The 13,289-nt window shown below is 68.7% G+C and carries 12 protein-coding genes; 7 read left to right on the top strand and 5 right to left on the bottom strand.

Translation table 11 applies throughout. From position 1 onward, the window contains the following. Nucleotides 1-55: 55 nt before the first annotated feature. The 4 genes from M2437_RS17485 to M2437_RS17470 form a co-directional block, all read right to left on the bottom strand. Nucleotides 56-811: a F0F1 ATP synthase subunit A gene (locus M2437_RS17485; protein ID WP_003601124.1), complete on the bottom strand. Its 756-nt coding sequence runs from the start codon at nucleotides 809-811 to the stop codon at nucleotides 56-58. A gap of 120 nt (nucleotides 812-931) precedes the next feature. Then, complete coding sequence (locus M2437_RS17480; RefSeq protein WP_003601122.1) at nucleotides 932-1,300, bottom strand: AtpZ/AtpI family protein; 369 nt, start codon at nucleotides 1,298-1,300, stop codon at nucleotides 932-934. Nucleotides 1,301-1,463: 163 nt separating this feature from the next. Then, nucleotides 1,464-2,117, bottom strand: a complete 654-nt coding sequence (locus M2437_RS17475) for a DsbA family protein (RefSeq protein WP_003601120.1) — start codon at nucleotides 2,115-2,117, stop codon at nucleotides 1,464-1,466. A 274-nt stretch (nucleotides 2,118-2,391) separates the two neighbouring features. Then, complete coding sequence (locus tag M2437_RS17470; RefSeq protein ID WP_012254466.1) at nucleotides 2,392-2,868, bottom strand: DUF721 domain-containing protein; 477 nt, start codon at nucleotides 2,866-2,868, stop codon at nucleotides 2,392-2,394. A 169-nt stretch (nucleotides 2,869-3,037) separates the two neighbouring features. Between M2437_RS17470 and mutY the strand changes: the two genes are divergently transcribed. After that, nucleotides 3,038-4,252 carry an A/G-specific adenine glycosylase gene (gene mutY, locus M2437_RS17465; protein WP_253388202.1) on the top strand — a complete coding sequence of 405 codons (1,215 nt, stop codon included), beginning with the start codon at nucleotides 3,038-3,040 and terminating at the stop codon, nucleotides 4,250-4,252. Between the two features lie 63 nt (nucleotides 4,253-4,315). Here mutY and M2437_RS17460 read toward each other — a convergent pair whose 3' ends face one another. Beyond that, entirely contained in the window at nucleotides 4,316-5,512 is a 1,197-nt protein-coding gene (locus M2437_RS17460; protein WP_277570358.1) for a site-specific DNA-methyltransferase, read from the bottom strand. Nucleotides 5,513-5,941: 429 nt separating this feature from the next. On the opposite strand from M2437_RS17460, the gene M2437_RS17455 reads away from it, so the two are divergent. The 6 genes from M2437_RS17455 (at nucleotide 5,942) to M2437_RS17430 (ending at nucleotide 13,270) form a co-directional block, all read left to right on the top strand. After that, nucleotides 5,942-6,289, top strand: a complete 348-nt coding sequence (locus tag M2437_RS17455; RefSeq protein ID WP_003601112.1) for a septal ring lytic transglycosylase RlpA family protein — start codon at nucleotides 5,942-5,944, stop codon at nucleotides 6,287-6,289. A gap of 127 nt (nucleotides 6,290-6,416) precedes the next feature. Then, complete coding sequence (locus tag M2437_RS17450; RefSeq protein ID WP_003601110.1) at nucleotides 6,417-6,734, top strand: polyhydroxyalkanoic acid system family protein; 318 nt, start codon at nucleotides 6,417-6,419, stop codon at nucleotides 6,732-6,734. 107 nt (nucleotides 6,735-6,841) lie between these two features. Beyond that, nucleotides 6,842-7,063 (top strand): hypothetical protein, encoded by a 222-nt coding sequence (locus M2437_RS17445; protein WP_003601109.1) that lies wholly within the window; start codon nucleotides 6,842-6,844, stop codon nucleotides 7,061-7,063. A 173-nt stretch (nucleotides 7,064-7,236) separates the two neighbouring features. Continuing rightward, nucleotides 7,237-9,060: an ABC-F family ATP-binding cassette domain-containing protein gene (locus M2437_RS17440; protein WP_253388201.1), complete on the top strand. Its 1,824-nt coding sequence runs from the start codon at nucleotides 7,237-7,239 to the stop codon at nucleotides 9,058-9,060. Between the two features lie 327 nt (nucleotides 9,061-9,387). Beyond that, on the top strand, nucleotides 9,388-11,049 hold the full coding sequence (locus tag M2437_RS17435; RefSeq protein ID WP_012254471.1) for a porin: 1,662 nt from the start codon (nucleotides 9,388-9,390) through the stop codon (nucleotides 11,047-11,049). 214 nt (nucleotides 11,050-11,263) lie between these two features. Further along, nucleotides 11,264-13,270, top strand: coding sequence for an OmpA family protein (locus tag M2437_RS17430; RefSeq protein WP_253388200.1), 2,007 nt, complete (start codon nucleotides 11,264-11,266; stop codon nucleotides 13,268-13,270). Nucleotides 13,271-13,289 lie beyond the last annotated feature (19 nt).

The following is a 13,289-nucleotide window of genomic DNA, read 5'->3' as shown; positions in this document are numbered from 1 at the left end:
ACTCCTGAAGTTCGAACGGGGTTCGTTGAGGGCGGAAGGGTCCGGCCGGGACGGATCAGTGGCCGGGGTGGAGGGCGTCGGCGAGATAGACCGCCGTCAGCGTCGCGAAGACGTAAGCCTGAAGGGCCGCGACGAGGAACTCGAGAGCCGTCAGCGCAATGGTGAGCGCAAGCGGCAGGGGCGAGAGCACGCCCCAGGCGCCGGCAACCAGCAGCTGGACCACGAAGAAGGCGAAGATCTTCAGCGCGATGTGGCCGGCCAGGATGTTGGCGAAGAGACGAACCGAGAGGCTGATCGGCCGCGACAGGAACGACACGATCTCGATCGGCACCATGATGAGCAGCAGCGGCTTCGGCACGCCCGACGGCACGAACACGCCGAGGAAGTGGGTGCCGTGCTTGGCCACGCCGTAGATCACCACGGTCAGGATCACGACCAGCGCGAGGCCGAAGGTGACGATGAGGTGGCTGGTCACCGCGAAGGCGTAGGGGATCATCCCGAGCAGGTTCAGGATGAGCACGAACATGAACAGGGAGAACACGAGCGGCAGGAAGCGCTTGCCGTCCTCGCCGGTCGCTTGGTGCACCGTATCGGCGATGAATTCGTAGAGCGTCTCGGCCAGCGCCTGGAGACGGCCCGGAACCACGGAACGCCCGGAGGTCGCCACGATGGTCAGCAGCGCGATGATGCCCACCGCGGCGAACATGTACAGAGCCGATTGCGTGAACGCGAGCTGCTGGTTGCCGATGTGACCCAGCGAGACGAGCGGCTGCAGCTCGAACTGGTGGATCGGGTCGATACTGACCGCCATGTGCCCGCTTCCGCCCCTTTGTGTGTCGCGCGAGGAAGCCTTTGCGGCTCCCGTCTGTCGCGCGTCGCCCTTACACGATGCCGGGCGAGTCTCAAGACCCCTGAGGCGTCTTGGAGACCGTTACCGGCGATCTTTCTCAGTTTTCTTGGTGCTGAAGCCGCTGACCCGCATGACGTTGTAGATCCCCGTCACGAAGCCCAGCATCAGCAGCACGATCATGCCCCACGGCTTGGAGCCGAAGAGATGATCGACGATGTAGCCGAGGATTCCCCCGGCGATCACGCCCGCGATGAACTCGGTCGAGAGCCGCATGGCCTGACCGAGCGGGGCAGACCCGCCGGACGTGCCGGTGCGCGCAAGCTTGTCGGGCCCGGCGCTGGGCCGCTTGCCTTCGAGCTGCGTCTCGAGACGCTTGAGCCTCGCGGAGAGATCGCCGTCGGCGGGAGCCTTTTCCGGCCCGCTCCCATCATCTGCCGGGCCGCCACTCACGGGCGACCCCACATGTCGTCGGGAGCGGAGGGAAAGGTTTCACCCCCTCGGCGCGGCGCACCATAGTTTCGCCAACCTTGAGTGTCAAGGCGGCCAAACTGCCTGTTAAGCTGTTGATGAAACAACATAATTCTTCATTTTTCCACGGCTTTCGGAAGCCGGATCAGGCCCCCAGGATCGGCTTGATGATCTTCTCCATTTCCTCGATCGAGAGGGCGCCGGCGCGCTTCTCGCCGTTGATGAAGAAGGTCGGCGTCGATTCGACCTTGAGGGTGTCGAGGCCGCGGGTCTTGACCGCGTTGATGGCGGCGTAGGTCTTCTGGTCCTTCAGGCAGGCCTCGAACTTCTCCTTCGAGAATCCGGCCTGACGCAGGAGCTGCTCCAGGGCATCGACGGGCGATTGCGGCTTGCGCACGAAGGCCCAGTTCTGCTGCTGGTCGAACAGCAGATCGGTGATCGGGTAGTATTTCGCCTCGCCGTCGCAGCGGGCCAGCATGAAGGCGGCGGTGGCGAGCGGATCGAGCGGGAACTCGCGCAGGGTGAAGCGCACTTTGCCGGTGTCGATGTAGCGCTCCTTCAGCACCGGCCACGTCGTCGCGTGGAAGTGCGCGCAGTGCGAGCAGGTCATCGAAGCGTATTCGATGATCGTCACCTTGGCGTCCGCCGGCCCGAGCCAGACATCGCCGAGGGGGCCGGGCTGCATCAGCGCGGCCGTGTCGGCCGATTGCGCCAGCGCCTCGAAGGTCAGGCGGGGGAGCAGGGCGGCGGTGCCGAGGGCAAGGCCGGTCAGTTTCAGGGCGTCGCGCCGGGTGATCATGGCAGGGGCGGGCTCCGTTCGCGGGCCGCATTCGGCCCGATACCGCGCAGGATAGGACGGAACGGCTCCGTCCGGCCGGGGGACGCGTCGCCGCACGGCCTTTCGCGAGCCGCTTATCACGCCGCGCCGCCGCCCGCACGTCCTTGCATTGATGCGCCGTCAAAGCATCGGTCCGAAAGGTGGTGCCGGCTTTCGGCAGAAAGACGGTGCCACAACGAGAGTCCCGAGCCTCGTCCCGGCTCAGGTCCTCCGCACGAGGCTCCGGCCCGCGTCGCTATCGTCGCGCGACCACGGCGATGCCGAGCCGGTCGAGAGCGTCGCGCAGGCGCTCTTCCTCGATGCGCGCCACTGCCAGCGCCACCTCGCCGCGCCGCGCCGGGTCGAGGGTTTTCTGCGGGACGCGGCGTGTGGCCCGATGCACGCGGTCCTGGCGCATGACGATCTTGCCGATGCAGGCCCAGCCGTAATGCGCGTTGACGCGCTGGATCACGATCGGCGCGAGATGCTGGAGTTCGAGGGCGAAGGCACCCTCCACCCGCACCACCAGGGTGCCGGGCTCCGGCCGGCCCTCCGCGTCGCGGCGGGCCCGGCGCGGCCATTCGAGCTTGACCGGCTGGCAGGCCTCGGAGAGCCGTGCGCCGACGATGTCCGGCCACGCGGCGAGGATGTCGGAGGAGGCGAAGCCCTGCGCGGCGAAGGCCGGGCCGATGCAGCCCTCGATCAGTTCGCTCAGCGGTTTGACGCGCGCCATCGGCACTCCGGAACACAAGGGCCGCATAACGGACGCGCCCCATTCACAACCTACCCGAATTGCGGCCGGCACGGGAGTCGGGAGCGCCGCACGAGGGAGCGAGGACGCCGCCGCGTCACATTTCGGCAAGGCGCTGTTTTCGCAGCCGCGCTCCCGCTATGGACGGGCCATGCCCGCCGCCTCGGCCGCCGACCTCCTCACTTGGTACGACCGCCACCGCCGGGCATTGCCTTGGCGGGCGCTGCCGGGTGAGACACCCGACCCTTACCGGGTCTGGCTCTCGGAAGTGATGCTGCAGCAGACCACCGTCACGGCGGTCAAACCCTACTTCGAAAAATTCCTGACGCTGTTTCCCAGCGTCGCGGCGCTCGCGGCCGCGCCGGAAGAGGCGGTGATGGCGGCCTGGGCCGGGCTTGGCTACTATTCCCGCGCCCGCAACCTGCATGCCTGCGCCAAATCGGTCGCGAGCGCCGGCGGGTTTCCCGACACCGAAGACAGCCTGCGCAAGCTGCCCGGCATCGGCGCCTACACGGCCGGCGCCATCGCCGCGATCGCCTTCGACCGGCCGGCGGCGGCGGTCGATGGCAATGTCGAGCGCGTAATGAGCCGTCTCCACGCCATCGAGACGCCGCTTCCCGCCGCCCGCGCCCAGATTCGCCTGTTCACCCAGGCCCTTGTGCCAGACCGCCGGCCGGGCGATTTCGCGCAGGCGCTGATGGATCTCGGCGCGACGCTGTGCACCCCGAAGCGGCCAGCCTGCGCCCTCTGCCCCTGGATGCTGCCCTGCCGCGCCCGCGCCGAGGGTTTGCAGGAGACATTTCCGCGTAAAGTGAAGAAGGAGAAGGGGATTTTGCGAAAGGGCGCGGCCTTCGTCGCGCTGCGGGCCGGCGACGAGGCGGTCCTGCTACGCACGCGGCCGCCGGAAGGCCTGCTCGGCGCCATGGCCGAACCGCCGACAAGCGATTGGCTGCCCGATTACGATCCGGCCAAGGGCCTGCTCGACGCGCCGCTCGATGCCCGCTGGAAGCGCCTGCCCGGCGTGGTGAAGCACGGCTTCACCCATTTTCCGCTCGAACTGACGGTGTTTCTCGCCCGCGTCGCGGCGGACACGAAGCCGCCGGAGGGCATGCGCTTCACCCCCCGCGATGCGCTCGAGACCGAGCCGCTGCCCGGTGCGATGAAGAAGGTGCTCGCCCACGCGCTCACCGGCCCGGTGCCCGTGGTGGCGCCAAAGCCGGTTCCGGTCCGCGAACCCGATCTCGCCACGATCCCGGAGCCCGAGCCGCCGCCGCGGCGTGGGCCGATCCCGAAGCTCGCCTCGTCGCGGCCCTCGGATCTGGCGCGGATCGTGAAGAAGGCACCGAAACCGGTTCGAACACGATAAAAAGATGCAGGGCTCTGCCCTGCACCCGCGAAAGGACTTGTCCTTTCGAAACCGAGACGAGCGCTAAGCCCCGGCTTGGCCCCGCATCTCAGTCCGAAAATCGTCGATGCAGACGAGTTTTCCGCCGCGCTCGGCGTGCCAGAAGGTCCAGCCGTTGCAGGCGGGCAGGCCCTGCACCAGGGCGCCGACCTTGTGGATCGAGCCCATCGCCGGCCCGACGCTGAGCTGGCCGTCCGGCCGCACCGTCGCCCGGAAGCGGCGGCGCTCGTCGGTCAGCGTCTCGCCGGGGCGGACATGGCCCGCTTCGACCACGCTCAGGAACGGGATGCGCGGCTCCGCCCGCTTGGGCGTCGCGAGCGCCAGCGAGGCGGCGGACAGCTTCTCGATGCCGTCGATCCGAGCCCGCGCCGCGGTGGCGTAAGTCGGGTCGCGCTCGCAGCCGATGAAGTGGCGGCCAAGGCGCTTGGCCACCGCGCCGGTCGTGCCGGTGCCGAAGAACGGGTCGAGCACCACGTCGCCGGGATTGGTCGCCGCCAGCAGCGTGCGGGCCAGAAGAGCTTCCGGCTTCTGGGTCGGGTGGACCTTGCGGCCCGCCTCGTCCTTCAGCCGCTCCTCGCCCGTGCAGAGCGGGATGAACCAGTCCGAGCGCATCTGAAGGTCTTCGTTGCCGGCCTTCAGGGCATCGTAATGGAAGGTGTACTTCGCCTGCGGCGAGCGCGAGGCCCAGATCAGGGTCTCATGCGCGTTGGTGAAGCGCTTGCCACGGAAGTTCGGCATCGGGTTGGCTTTGCGCCAGACGATGTCGTTCAGGATCCAGTAACCGAGATCCTGCAACGCGCTGCCGACCCGGAAGATGTTGTGGTACGAACCGATCACCCACAGCGTGGCGTTCGGCTTCATCAGGCGGCGCGCGGCTTTCAGCCAGGCGCGGGTGAAGTCGTCATAGGCGGAAAAGCTGGAGAACTTGTCCCAGTCGTCGTCGACGGCATCGACCACGCTCTGGTCGGGACGGGTCAATCCCGCCTCGCCGAGCTGGAGGTTGTAAGGCGGGTCGGCGAAGACACAGTCGACGCTTTCCGCCGGCAGACGATCCATCGCGGCGATACAGTCGCCGATCAGGATTTCGTCGAGGGGTAAGGTGCTGGGAAGACGCTGAACGGAGGGTGCAAGACCCATCCGCGGCGCCGACGCGATCCGCCCGGTACGCGAGACTTGATTCCGGGCGGTGGCGCCGACGACCGCGGTACGCGGGGAAGCCATGGCAAACACCGGTTACGCGACTGACAACCGGACCATGGCCCGATCACGGTAAAGGTCGCGTTTGCCGTCGCCGTACGGTTGCGTCTCGATATGGGGCGGCAGTTTTTGCCGGGTTTCGCCATGCATCAAACGCAAGGGTGCGCTGCCGCTCGGGCAAGCGCGCCCGAAGCTTTGTCAAGGCTTTCCCGGCCGCGTGCGGAGCGGCGCTGAATTCTTTCGCGACAAGTTTTGTGGATATCGAGAGACCGAGCGCACGCGTCGAGCCAAGTAATCAATTCTTGCCGCGACGGGAAACCCCGAAACCGCGCTCGATAGTCTGATTCAGGGCTCATGCCGCGGCGCAAAATCCCGGTCTTATTTTAGCCGGGATCGGGCTCATTTTCCGCGGCGCTCACAACACGTCGCAAAAACAAGGGAATGCGATCCTCGATGAAGGTTTCTATCCGGACCGCTGCCGTCTGCCTCGCCACCGTCATCGGCGCCCTCTCGGCGCTGCCCGCCCAGGCCCAGGGTGGCCGGGCCTCCTGGTACGGAAGCGGCAAGAAGACGGCCAATGGGGAGCGGTTCAACCCCAACGGCTACACCGCCGCCCACCGTAGCCTGCCCTTCGGCACCCGCGTCCGCGTCACGAACCAGTCCAACGGCCGCTCGGTCGTGGTGCGCATCAACGATCGCGGCCCGTTCATCGGCGGCCGGGTGATCGATCTGGCCCGTGGCTCCGCCCGCGCCATCGGCATGTCGGGCGTCAGCTACGTTTCGCTCAACGTGGTGCGCTGAGGCGAACACCGCCTCCGTTCCATCCGGCGTTGCCGGGGAACCGCCCCCTTCCCATCTTCGTCTCAATCGATGACGCGCAGGCCCGGAACGCATTTCGATCCGGGCTGCAAAGGGATGAGGAGCCGAGATGGCGAAGCCGATGGTGGTCGAGATTCCGCATGAACTCGGCCGCGACGAGGCCCGGCGGCGCATCGACGAGGGCACCGTTCGCGTGCGCGAGGCGCTCGGCAAGAGTGGCATCGCCATCAACACCCTGGCCTGGACCGGCGACCGGCTCGACTACTCGGTCACGGCCATGACCCAGACCGTGGACGGCCAGATCGATGTCGGCCAGGACGTGGTGCGCGTCGAGGTGCGCATGCCGTTGCTGCTCTCCATGTTCGCTCAGAAGATCCAGAAGATCGTCGGCAAGGAGGGCAACAAGCTCCTCCTGACCAAGAAGTAGCCGGAGCCGGGAGGTCGCGGGAACCGAGCCACGGGAACCGGCCCGGCGACGCCTCGTTGGCGTGACACGGCGGCACGGTGCCCGCCGCCAGCGAGGCTTCGACCCCTATGGCCAATCCCGGATCGATCCCGGAGACTCCCGTGCCCGGCCCCGAGACGCCTGGACCGGAAACGCCCGACTCGCCCCAGATCCCCGAGCCCGGTCCCGGCCCTGAAATCCCCGGCGGAACGCCCGCCGAGGCTCCCAGCACCACGCCGACCGAGATTCCCGTCGAGAGCCCCGGCCTGCCGGATTCGATCCCGACCGGCCCGGCCAACCCGACCGCTTGAACGCGTCACCCGAAGCAACGCCGGCCCCGCGCGACGCGAAAGCCTGAATCGGCGGAGGCGGGTGCTGACAACCGGGGCCGGTAAACAGTCAGGGCTATCGCTTTCCGGCGATCGCCCTGAAGGCCCGGCCCACTTGCGTTGTTCCGAAGTGCGGCTGCTGCCATAAGCCCGGCATGGCCGCTCCCCCGCTTCTCACCCTTCAAGACGTTGCGCTCACCTTCGGCGGAACCCCGCTGATCGAACGCGCCGAGCTGACGATCGCGCCCGGCGAGCGCGCCTGCCTCGTCGGCCGCAACGGCTCGGGCAAGTCGACCCTGATGCGCATCGCCGCAGGCTTGGTCGAGCCGGATCGCGCCGTGCGCTTCGTGCAGCCCGGCACCACCATCCGCTACCTCGCGCAGGAGCCGGACTTTTCCGGCTTCGAGACGACGCTGGCCTTCGCGGAATCCGGCCTCGCGCCGGGCGACGACGCGCACCGCGCCCGTTATCTCTTGGAGAGTCTAGGTCTCGACGGCACGGAGAACCCCCAGCGCCTGTCGGGCGGCGAGGCGCGCCGGACCGCACTCGCCCAGGCGCTCGCGCCCGAGCCCGACATCCTGCTGCTCGACGAGCCCACCAACCATCTCGACCTCCCCGCCATCGAGTGGCTGGAATCCGAGCTGAAGCGCACGCGCTCGGCCCTCGTCATCATCAGCCACGACCGCCGCTTTCTTTCGGCCCTGTCGCGCTCCACCATCTGGCTCGACCGCGGCGTGACCCGCCGCATCGAGCAGGGCTTCTCGAGCTTCGAGGCGTGGCGCGACGCCTTCTTCGAGGAGGAGGAGCGCGACAAGCACAAGCTCGACCGCAAGATCGCTGACGAGGAACACTGGCTGCGCTACGGCGTGACCGCCCGGCGCAAGCGCAACGTGCGTCGCCTCTCCGACTTGCAGACCCTGCGCAAGCAGAGCCGCGACCACCGCCGCCCGGTGGGGCAGGCGGTGCTGACGGCGAGCGAGGGCGAAGCCTCCGGCACGCTCATCGCCGAAGCCAGGCACGTCTCGAAGTCCTACGGCGGGCGCCGAATCGTCCACGACCTGTCCCTGCGCGTCCTGCGCGGCGACCGGCTCGGCATCGTCGGCCCGAACGGGGCGGGCAAGACCACGCTGATCAACCTGCTGACCGGTGCCCTCGCGCCCGATTCGGGCGAGATGCGCCTCGGCACCAGCCTCAACATGGTCCATCTCGATCAGGCCCGTGCCGTGCTGGAGGGGAGCGCGACCGTCACGGAGGTGCTGACCGGCGGAAGCGGCGACAGCGTCACGGTAGGCGGGCGCAGCCGCCACGTCATCGGCTACCTCAAGGACTTCCTGTTCGCGCCCGAACAGGCGCGCACGCCCGTGAGCGTGCTCTCGGGCGGCGAGCGCAACCGGCTGCTGATCGCCCGAGCGCTCGCCCAGCCCTCCAACCTCCTCGTGCTCGACGAGCCCACCAACGACCTCGACCTCGAAACCCTGGACCTCCTCCAGGAGATGCTCGGCGACTATGCCGGTACTCTGATTCTGGTGAGCCACGATCGCGACTTCCTCGATCGGGTGGCCGGGACCGTGCTGGTCAGCGAGGGGGAGGGGCGCTGGGTCGAGTATGCCGGCGGCTATTCCGACATGCTGTCCCAGCGCGGGCGCGGCGTGGAGGCCCGCAGCGACGGGCGGGAGAAGCCCGCCCGCGAACGGGCCGAGCCGCGGGAGAAGGCGACGCGGGCGGAGGCTGCTCCGGCGCGCAACAAGCTCGGCTTCAAGGAGCAGCACGAGCTGAAGACCCTGCCCGTCCGCATGGCCGAGTTGGAAACGGGAATCGCCAAACTGCGCGAGGTTCTGTCCGATCCCGGCTTGTATAGCCGCGATCCCGGCCGCTTTCAGAAGGCGACCGCCATGCTCGGTGCGGCCGAAGCCGAACTGGCCGCGGCCGAGGAACGCTGGCTGACTCTGGAGATGCAGCGCGAAGCACAAGGCGGCTGACCATCCCTCGACGGACCTTCTACGATGCCTCGATTCGTGGAAAACTTTTGCTAGCGGACGGGGATTAAGTTGCGATGCTGCAACAGAGTGCAGCGGAAGCAGCTTTGTGTCAGCTCCAAGACAGTCATCTCTGTTGCCCGTAAGGCCACGCTCGCTCATGGTGCCGCTGCGGACGGGATAACCCCGCTGCGGCTTGGCCGATAACCCGGAAGGGAAGGGCCAAGCTCCAAGGGAAAAAGGACAAGCCGGAACGACCACGGAATGGTGGGCGCCCGGCCAAAACAGAAGTCCGATCCCGTGGGTCTCGAAACTTCTGGAGGGTATACCATGAAGCTCGTGAAGAGCCTTCTCCTTGGATCGGCAGCGGGGCTGGCCGTCGTGGGTGGGGCTCAGGCCGCCGACCTGCCGGTGAAGAAGGCCGTTCCGATCGAGTACGTCCGCGTCTGCACCGCTTACGGCGCCGGCTTCTTCTACATTCCCGGCACCGATACCTGCCTGCGTGTCTCCGGCCGCGCCCGCGCCGAGTACGGCTATATCGGCACCGACAATCGCAACGTCCCCGGCGGCGGCGATATCTCGGGCTTCACGGGCCTTGCCCGCTTCAACTTCGATGCCCGCACCCAGACCGGCTACGGCACCCTGCGCGCCTTCCTGCGCCTCGACGCCGCGAGCCGTACCGGCAACACGAAGTATTCCTCCGGCACGAACCTGCGCGGCGCCTACGCCTTCTCCGGCACCGGCCAGGACCAGCTCGGCCGCGTTCAGAACTTCATCAACGTCGACAAGGCGTTCGTGCAGTTCGCCGGCCTGACCGCCGGTCGCGCCTCCTCGTTCTTCGACTTCTACGCCCACGACTTCGAGATCATCGGCTCGTCGCTGGGTTCCGACCTGCCGTCCACCAACCTGCTCGCCTACACCCAAAAGTTCGGTGAGGGCTGGTCGGTGACGCTGTCGATGGAAGACCCGAACTACCGCAAGAACCCGCTCTACTCCGACGCGGCCGGCAGCACGGCCCTCGTTCCCGGTCAGGCTGGTCTGAACAACGTGTTCACCACGGCCCCGACCCCGATCATCCTCGGCACCAACGCCGCCGGTAACGCCACCGCCGTGGCCTTCATCGACGCCGTCCAGCGCTCGCGCCTGCCCGATTTCGTCGGCTCGCTGCGCTACGACGCCGCCTGGGGCTCGGCTCAGCTCTCGGCCGCCGTCAAGGACATCAACACCGGCGGCTTCATCGCTGGCTCGTCGATCGGCGTTCCCGGCACGGGCGCTGCGCTCGCCGGCAACACGGCAGCGGCTCTGGCGGCGCGCGGCATCAACGCCGGCGCGCAGACGGAGTACGGCTGGGCGATCCAGGGCGGCATGAAGTTCAACCTGCCCTTCATCGCCCCCGGCGACGGCCTCTACCTCCAGGGCGCCTACGGCGAGGGTGCTTCGTTCTACACCGGCATCAACCGCTTCACCGCCGGCTACCTGAGCAACGCCTCGGTCTACGCGGGCAACCCGTTCAACCAGTACCTCTCCGACGCGATCGTCAACCCGCTGACCGGCCGCATCGAGCTGTCCAACAGCTTCACGGCGGTGGCGTCCTACCTCCACTACTGGTCGCCGGAATGGCGTTCGGCCTTCTACGCCAGCTACGGTGAGATCTGGTTCTCGCAGGGCGCCCGCCAGGCGGTCAGCCAGGCGAACTCGGTGGTCGGCGCGGCCTCGACCGTGGCACCGCCGTCCTACCTCACCAACGCCGTCGGCTACAGCCTCAGCCCCGCCCTGCGTGACACCTATCAGGTCGTCACCGGCGCGAGCCTGATCTGGTCGCCGGTCAAGGATCTCGATATCGGCGTCGAGGGCCAGTACATCAAAACGGGCGTCAAGAACGGTCGCGTCTCCGACAGCGACAAGGGCGGCTTCGTGAACAACATCCCGACCCGCACGGTCAGCAGCGAAGACGTGTTCCAGGCCCGCTTCCGCGTGCAGCGCGACTTCTAAGCCGAACCGCCCCCCGCCCGCGCGGGAGGCTGGACACGACGAACACCTTCCAGACCCCGGCCTCACGGCCGGGGTTTTTTGTTGGCCCGGGACGAGTCGGACCCACGGGCCGCACGAATCACCGCCCGTCGGCGCGCAATGGGTGCGGCCTTCAAAGCGCCCCGATGGGCCTGTCTTCTGGCCATCATCGCCGGCCGCCGAGGAGGTCGAGCCCATGTCCACGCCTTCGATGCCTTCGCAAGTACCGCCGCACGGCCGCGCGCTCCGGTCTCGCCTGATTCGGGCCGGCTGGATCGTCGGCCTTCCGCTTCTCGCCGTGATCGCCGCAGCGGCTTATTTCGGCATGCTGCGCGTCACGGAACGCCTCGAGCGGGAGGCGACGGCGATCGCCGCCGCGACCGGAGAGGGGCAGCCCGAGCCCTGGCTGCGGGTTTCGGTGGCGGGCCGCGACCTGACCGCGACGGGCGAAGCGCCGGGGGCGTCCCAGCGCGAGGCAGCCGTCGGCCGGCTCGCCGCCATCGATGGCATCCGCCGCCTCACCGACCGGACCGGCGTGGTCGAGGAAGTTTCCCCCTTCGTCTGGTCGGTGGAGCGGCCCGCCGCCGGCCGCGTCGAAGCTACCGGCAGCCGCCCGGCCGAGGTGGGTGCCTTCGAACTGGCCCAGCGCCTGAAGCCGGCCCTGCCGCGTGACGCCACCTTGAGCGACAACGCCCGGGCCGCACGGGGCGCACCGCGCGACTTTCCCGATGCCGCGGCCTTCGCCGTGGAGCGGCTTCAGGATCTCACCACCGGCGCCGTCGCCACGCTCAACGACACCGTCATCTCGATTCGCGGCGAAGCGGCGAGTCTGGCCGCCTACGATGCCCTGCGCACGGCGCTGGCAACCCTGCCGCAGGGCTACACCCTCGGCACGATCGAGATCACGCCGCCCGTCGTCGGCGACTTCCGGTTCGGTGTCTCCCGCCGGCCGGACGGCAGCCTCGAACTGAACGGCCATGTCGCCTCGGAAAGCGCCCGCGAAGAGATCCGGGCCGCCGCCGCGGAGGCCGCGGAAGGGGCGGCCGTCGATGATCGCCTGCGCGACGCCCGCGGCCTGCCGCCGGGCATCGACGGCCCGGCCCTGGCGCGCTTCGTGTTCCAGCTCGCGGGGCTCCTGCACGAGGGGCGCGTCAGCTTCGAGGGCGAGGCGGTCTCGGTCGAGGGCAATGCGCTGGATGCCAGTGCGGTCGCCGAGGCGCAGACGCTGATGCGCGACGCCCGGCCCCCCGGAATCGCCGCGGGCCGTGTGGCCCTCTCCGCCCGTCCCATCGTCCCCTACGTCCTGCGCATCCGCCGCGGCAGCGACAGCGTCACGGTGAGCGGCCATCTGCCGGATCGGGCGACGCGTGAGGCGCTGCTCGCCCGGCTCAACCCGCGTTTCTTCCGCGAATCGATCCACGATCGCACGCGGCTGGCCGAAGGTGCGCCGGCCGCTCTGGGTGCGGCTCTTGCGGCGGCGGTCGATCCGCTCTCGACGCTGGCGAGCGGGGAACTGACGATCACCGGCACCAGCCTGCGCCTGACCGGCACCAGTCTCTATCCCGAGAGCGCCGCCCGCCTCGCTCAATCCCTGCCGAAGGCGATGCCGGCGGGCTGGAGCGCCACGGTCGCCGTCACGTCGGACGCGGCCCCCTCGGCGGCGGCCGATTTGGGCCCGTGCGGACAGCGCCTCGCCGAGCGCACCGCCGGGCATACCCTGCGCTTTGCCCCGGGCAGCACGGCGCTGGCGCCCGAGTTCTATCCGGTGCTCGACGCGGTGGCGGCGCTGGCACGCGCCTGTCCGGCGGAGCGGATCGAGGTCGTGGGTCATCTCGACCCGGCGGGCGTGAAGCCCGAGACCCAGGCCGACCCGGTCGCCGACGAGGCCGCGAAGGAGACGGCCCCCAAGCCTGCCAAGGCGGACACCAAGAAGGACGCGAAGGCCAACAAGGGCAAGGCCAAGGCCGAGACGAAGCAGGAGGCGTCCAAATCCGAACCAAAGCCCGAGGCGAAGCCCGAACCGAAGCCCGAGAAGACAGAGCCCGAGCGGGCGGATGCCGGCGCCGACCTCGCGCGGGCACGAGCGCTCGCGGTGGTGGATTACCTCCAGAAGGCCGGTGTGCCGCTGGAACGCGCGGCCGCACCGACGGGCGTCGCACCGCTCTCCGACCGCCAGGGAATCGGCCTCAGCCTGCGCTCGTGACGCGCCCGTCGTCTCGCTC

The sequence above is a fragment of the Methylorubrum pseudosasae genome, from assembly GCF_029504475.1.
GTDB lineage: Bacteria > Pseudomonadota > Alphaproteobacteria > Rhizobiales > Beijerinckiaceae > Methylobacterium > Methylobacterium extorquens.
The sequence above is the reverse complement of the archived record's forward strand: the minus strand, read 5'-3'. Positions and strand labels throughout refer to the sequence as shown.

Bases quoted from the DNA above. Each gene is read 5' to 3' on its own strand.
- M2437_RS17485 (WP_003601124.1), bottom strand. From the start codon at position 811: ATGGCGGTCAGTATCGACCCGATCCACCAGTTCGAGCTGCAGCCGCTC.
- M2437_RS17475 (WP_003601120.1), bottom strand. From the start codon at position 2,117: ATGATCACCCGGCGCGACGCCCTGAAACTGACCGGCCTTGCCCTCGGC.
- M2437_RS17470 (WP_012254466.1), bottom strand. From the start codon at position 2,868: ATGGCGCGCGTCAAACCGCTGAGCGAACTGATCGAGGGCTGCATCGGC.
- mutY (WP_253388202.1), top strand. From the start codon at position 3,038: ATGCCCGCCGCCTCGGCCGCCGACCTCCTCACTTGGTACGACCGCCAC.
- M2437_RS17460 (WP_277570358.1), bottom strand. From the start codon at position 5,512: ATGGCTTCCCCGCGTACCGCGGTCGTCGGCGCCACCGCCCGGAATCAA.
- M2437_RS17455 (WP_003601112.1), top strand. From the start codon at position 5,942: ATGAAGGTTTCTATCCGGACCGCTGCCGTCTGCCTCGCCACCGTCATC.
- M2437_RS17450 (WP_003601110.1), top strand. From the start codon at position 6,417: ATGGCGAAGCCGATGGTGGTCGAGATTCCGCATGAACTCGGCCGCGAC.
- M2437_RS17445 (WP_003601109.1), top strand. From the start codon at position 6,842: ATGGCCAATCCCGGATCGATCCCGGAGACTCCCGTGCCCGGCCCCGAG.
- M2437_RS17440 (WP_253388201.1), top strand. From the start codon at position 7,237: ATGGCCGCTCCCCCGCTTCTCACCCTTCAAGACGTTGCGCTCACCTTC.
- M2437_RS17435 (WP_012254471.1), top strand. From the start codon at position 9,388: ATGAAGCTCGTGAAGAGCCTTCTCCTTGGATCGGCAGCGGGGCTGGCC.
- M2437_RS17430 (WP_253388200.1), top strand. From the start codon at position 11,264: ATGTCCACGCCTTCGATGCCTTCGCAAGTACCGCCGCACGGCCGCGCG.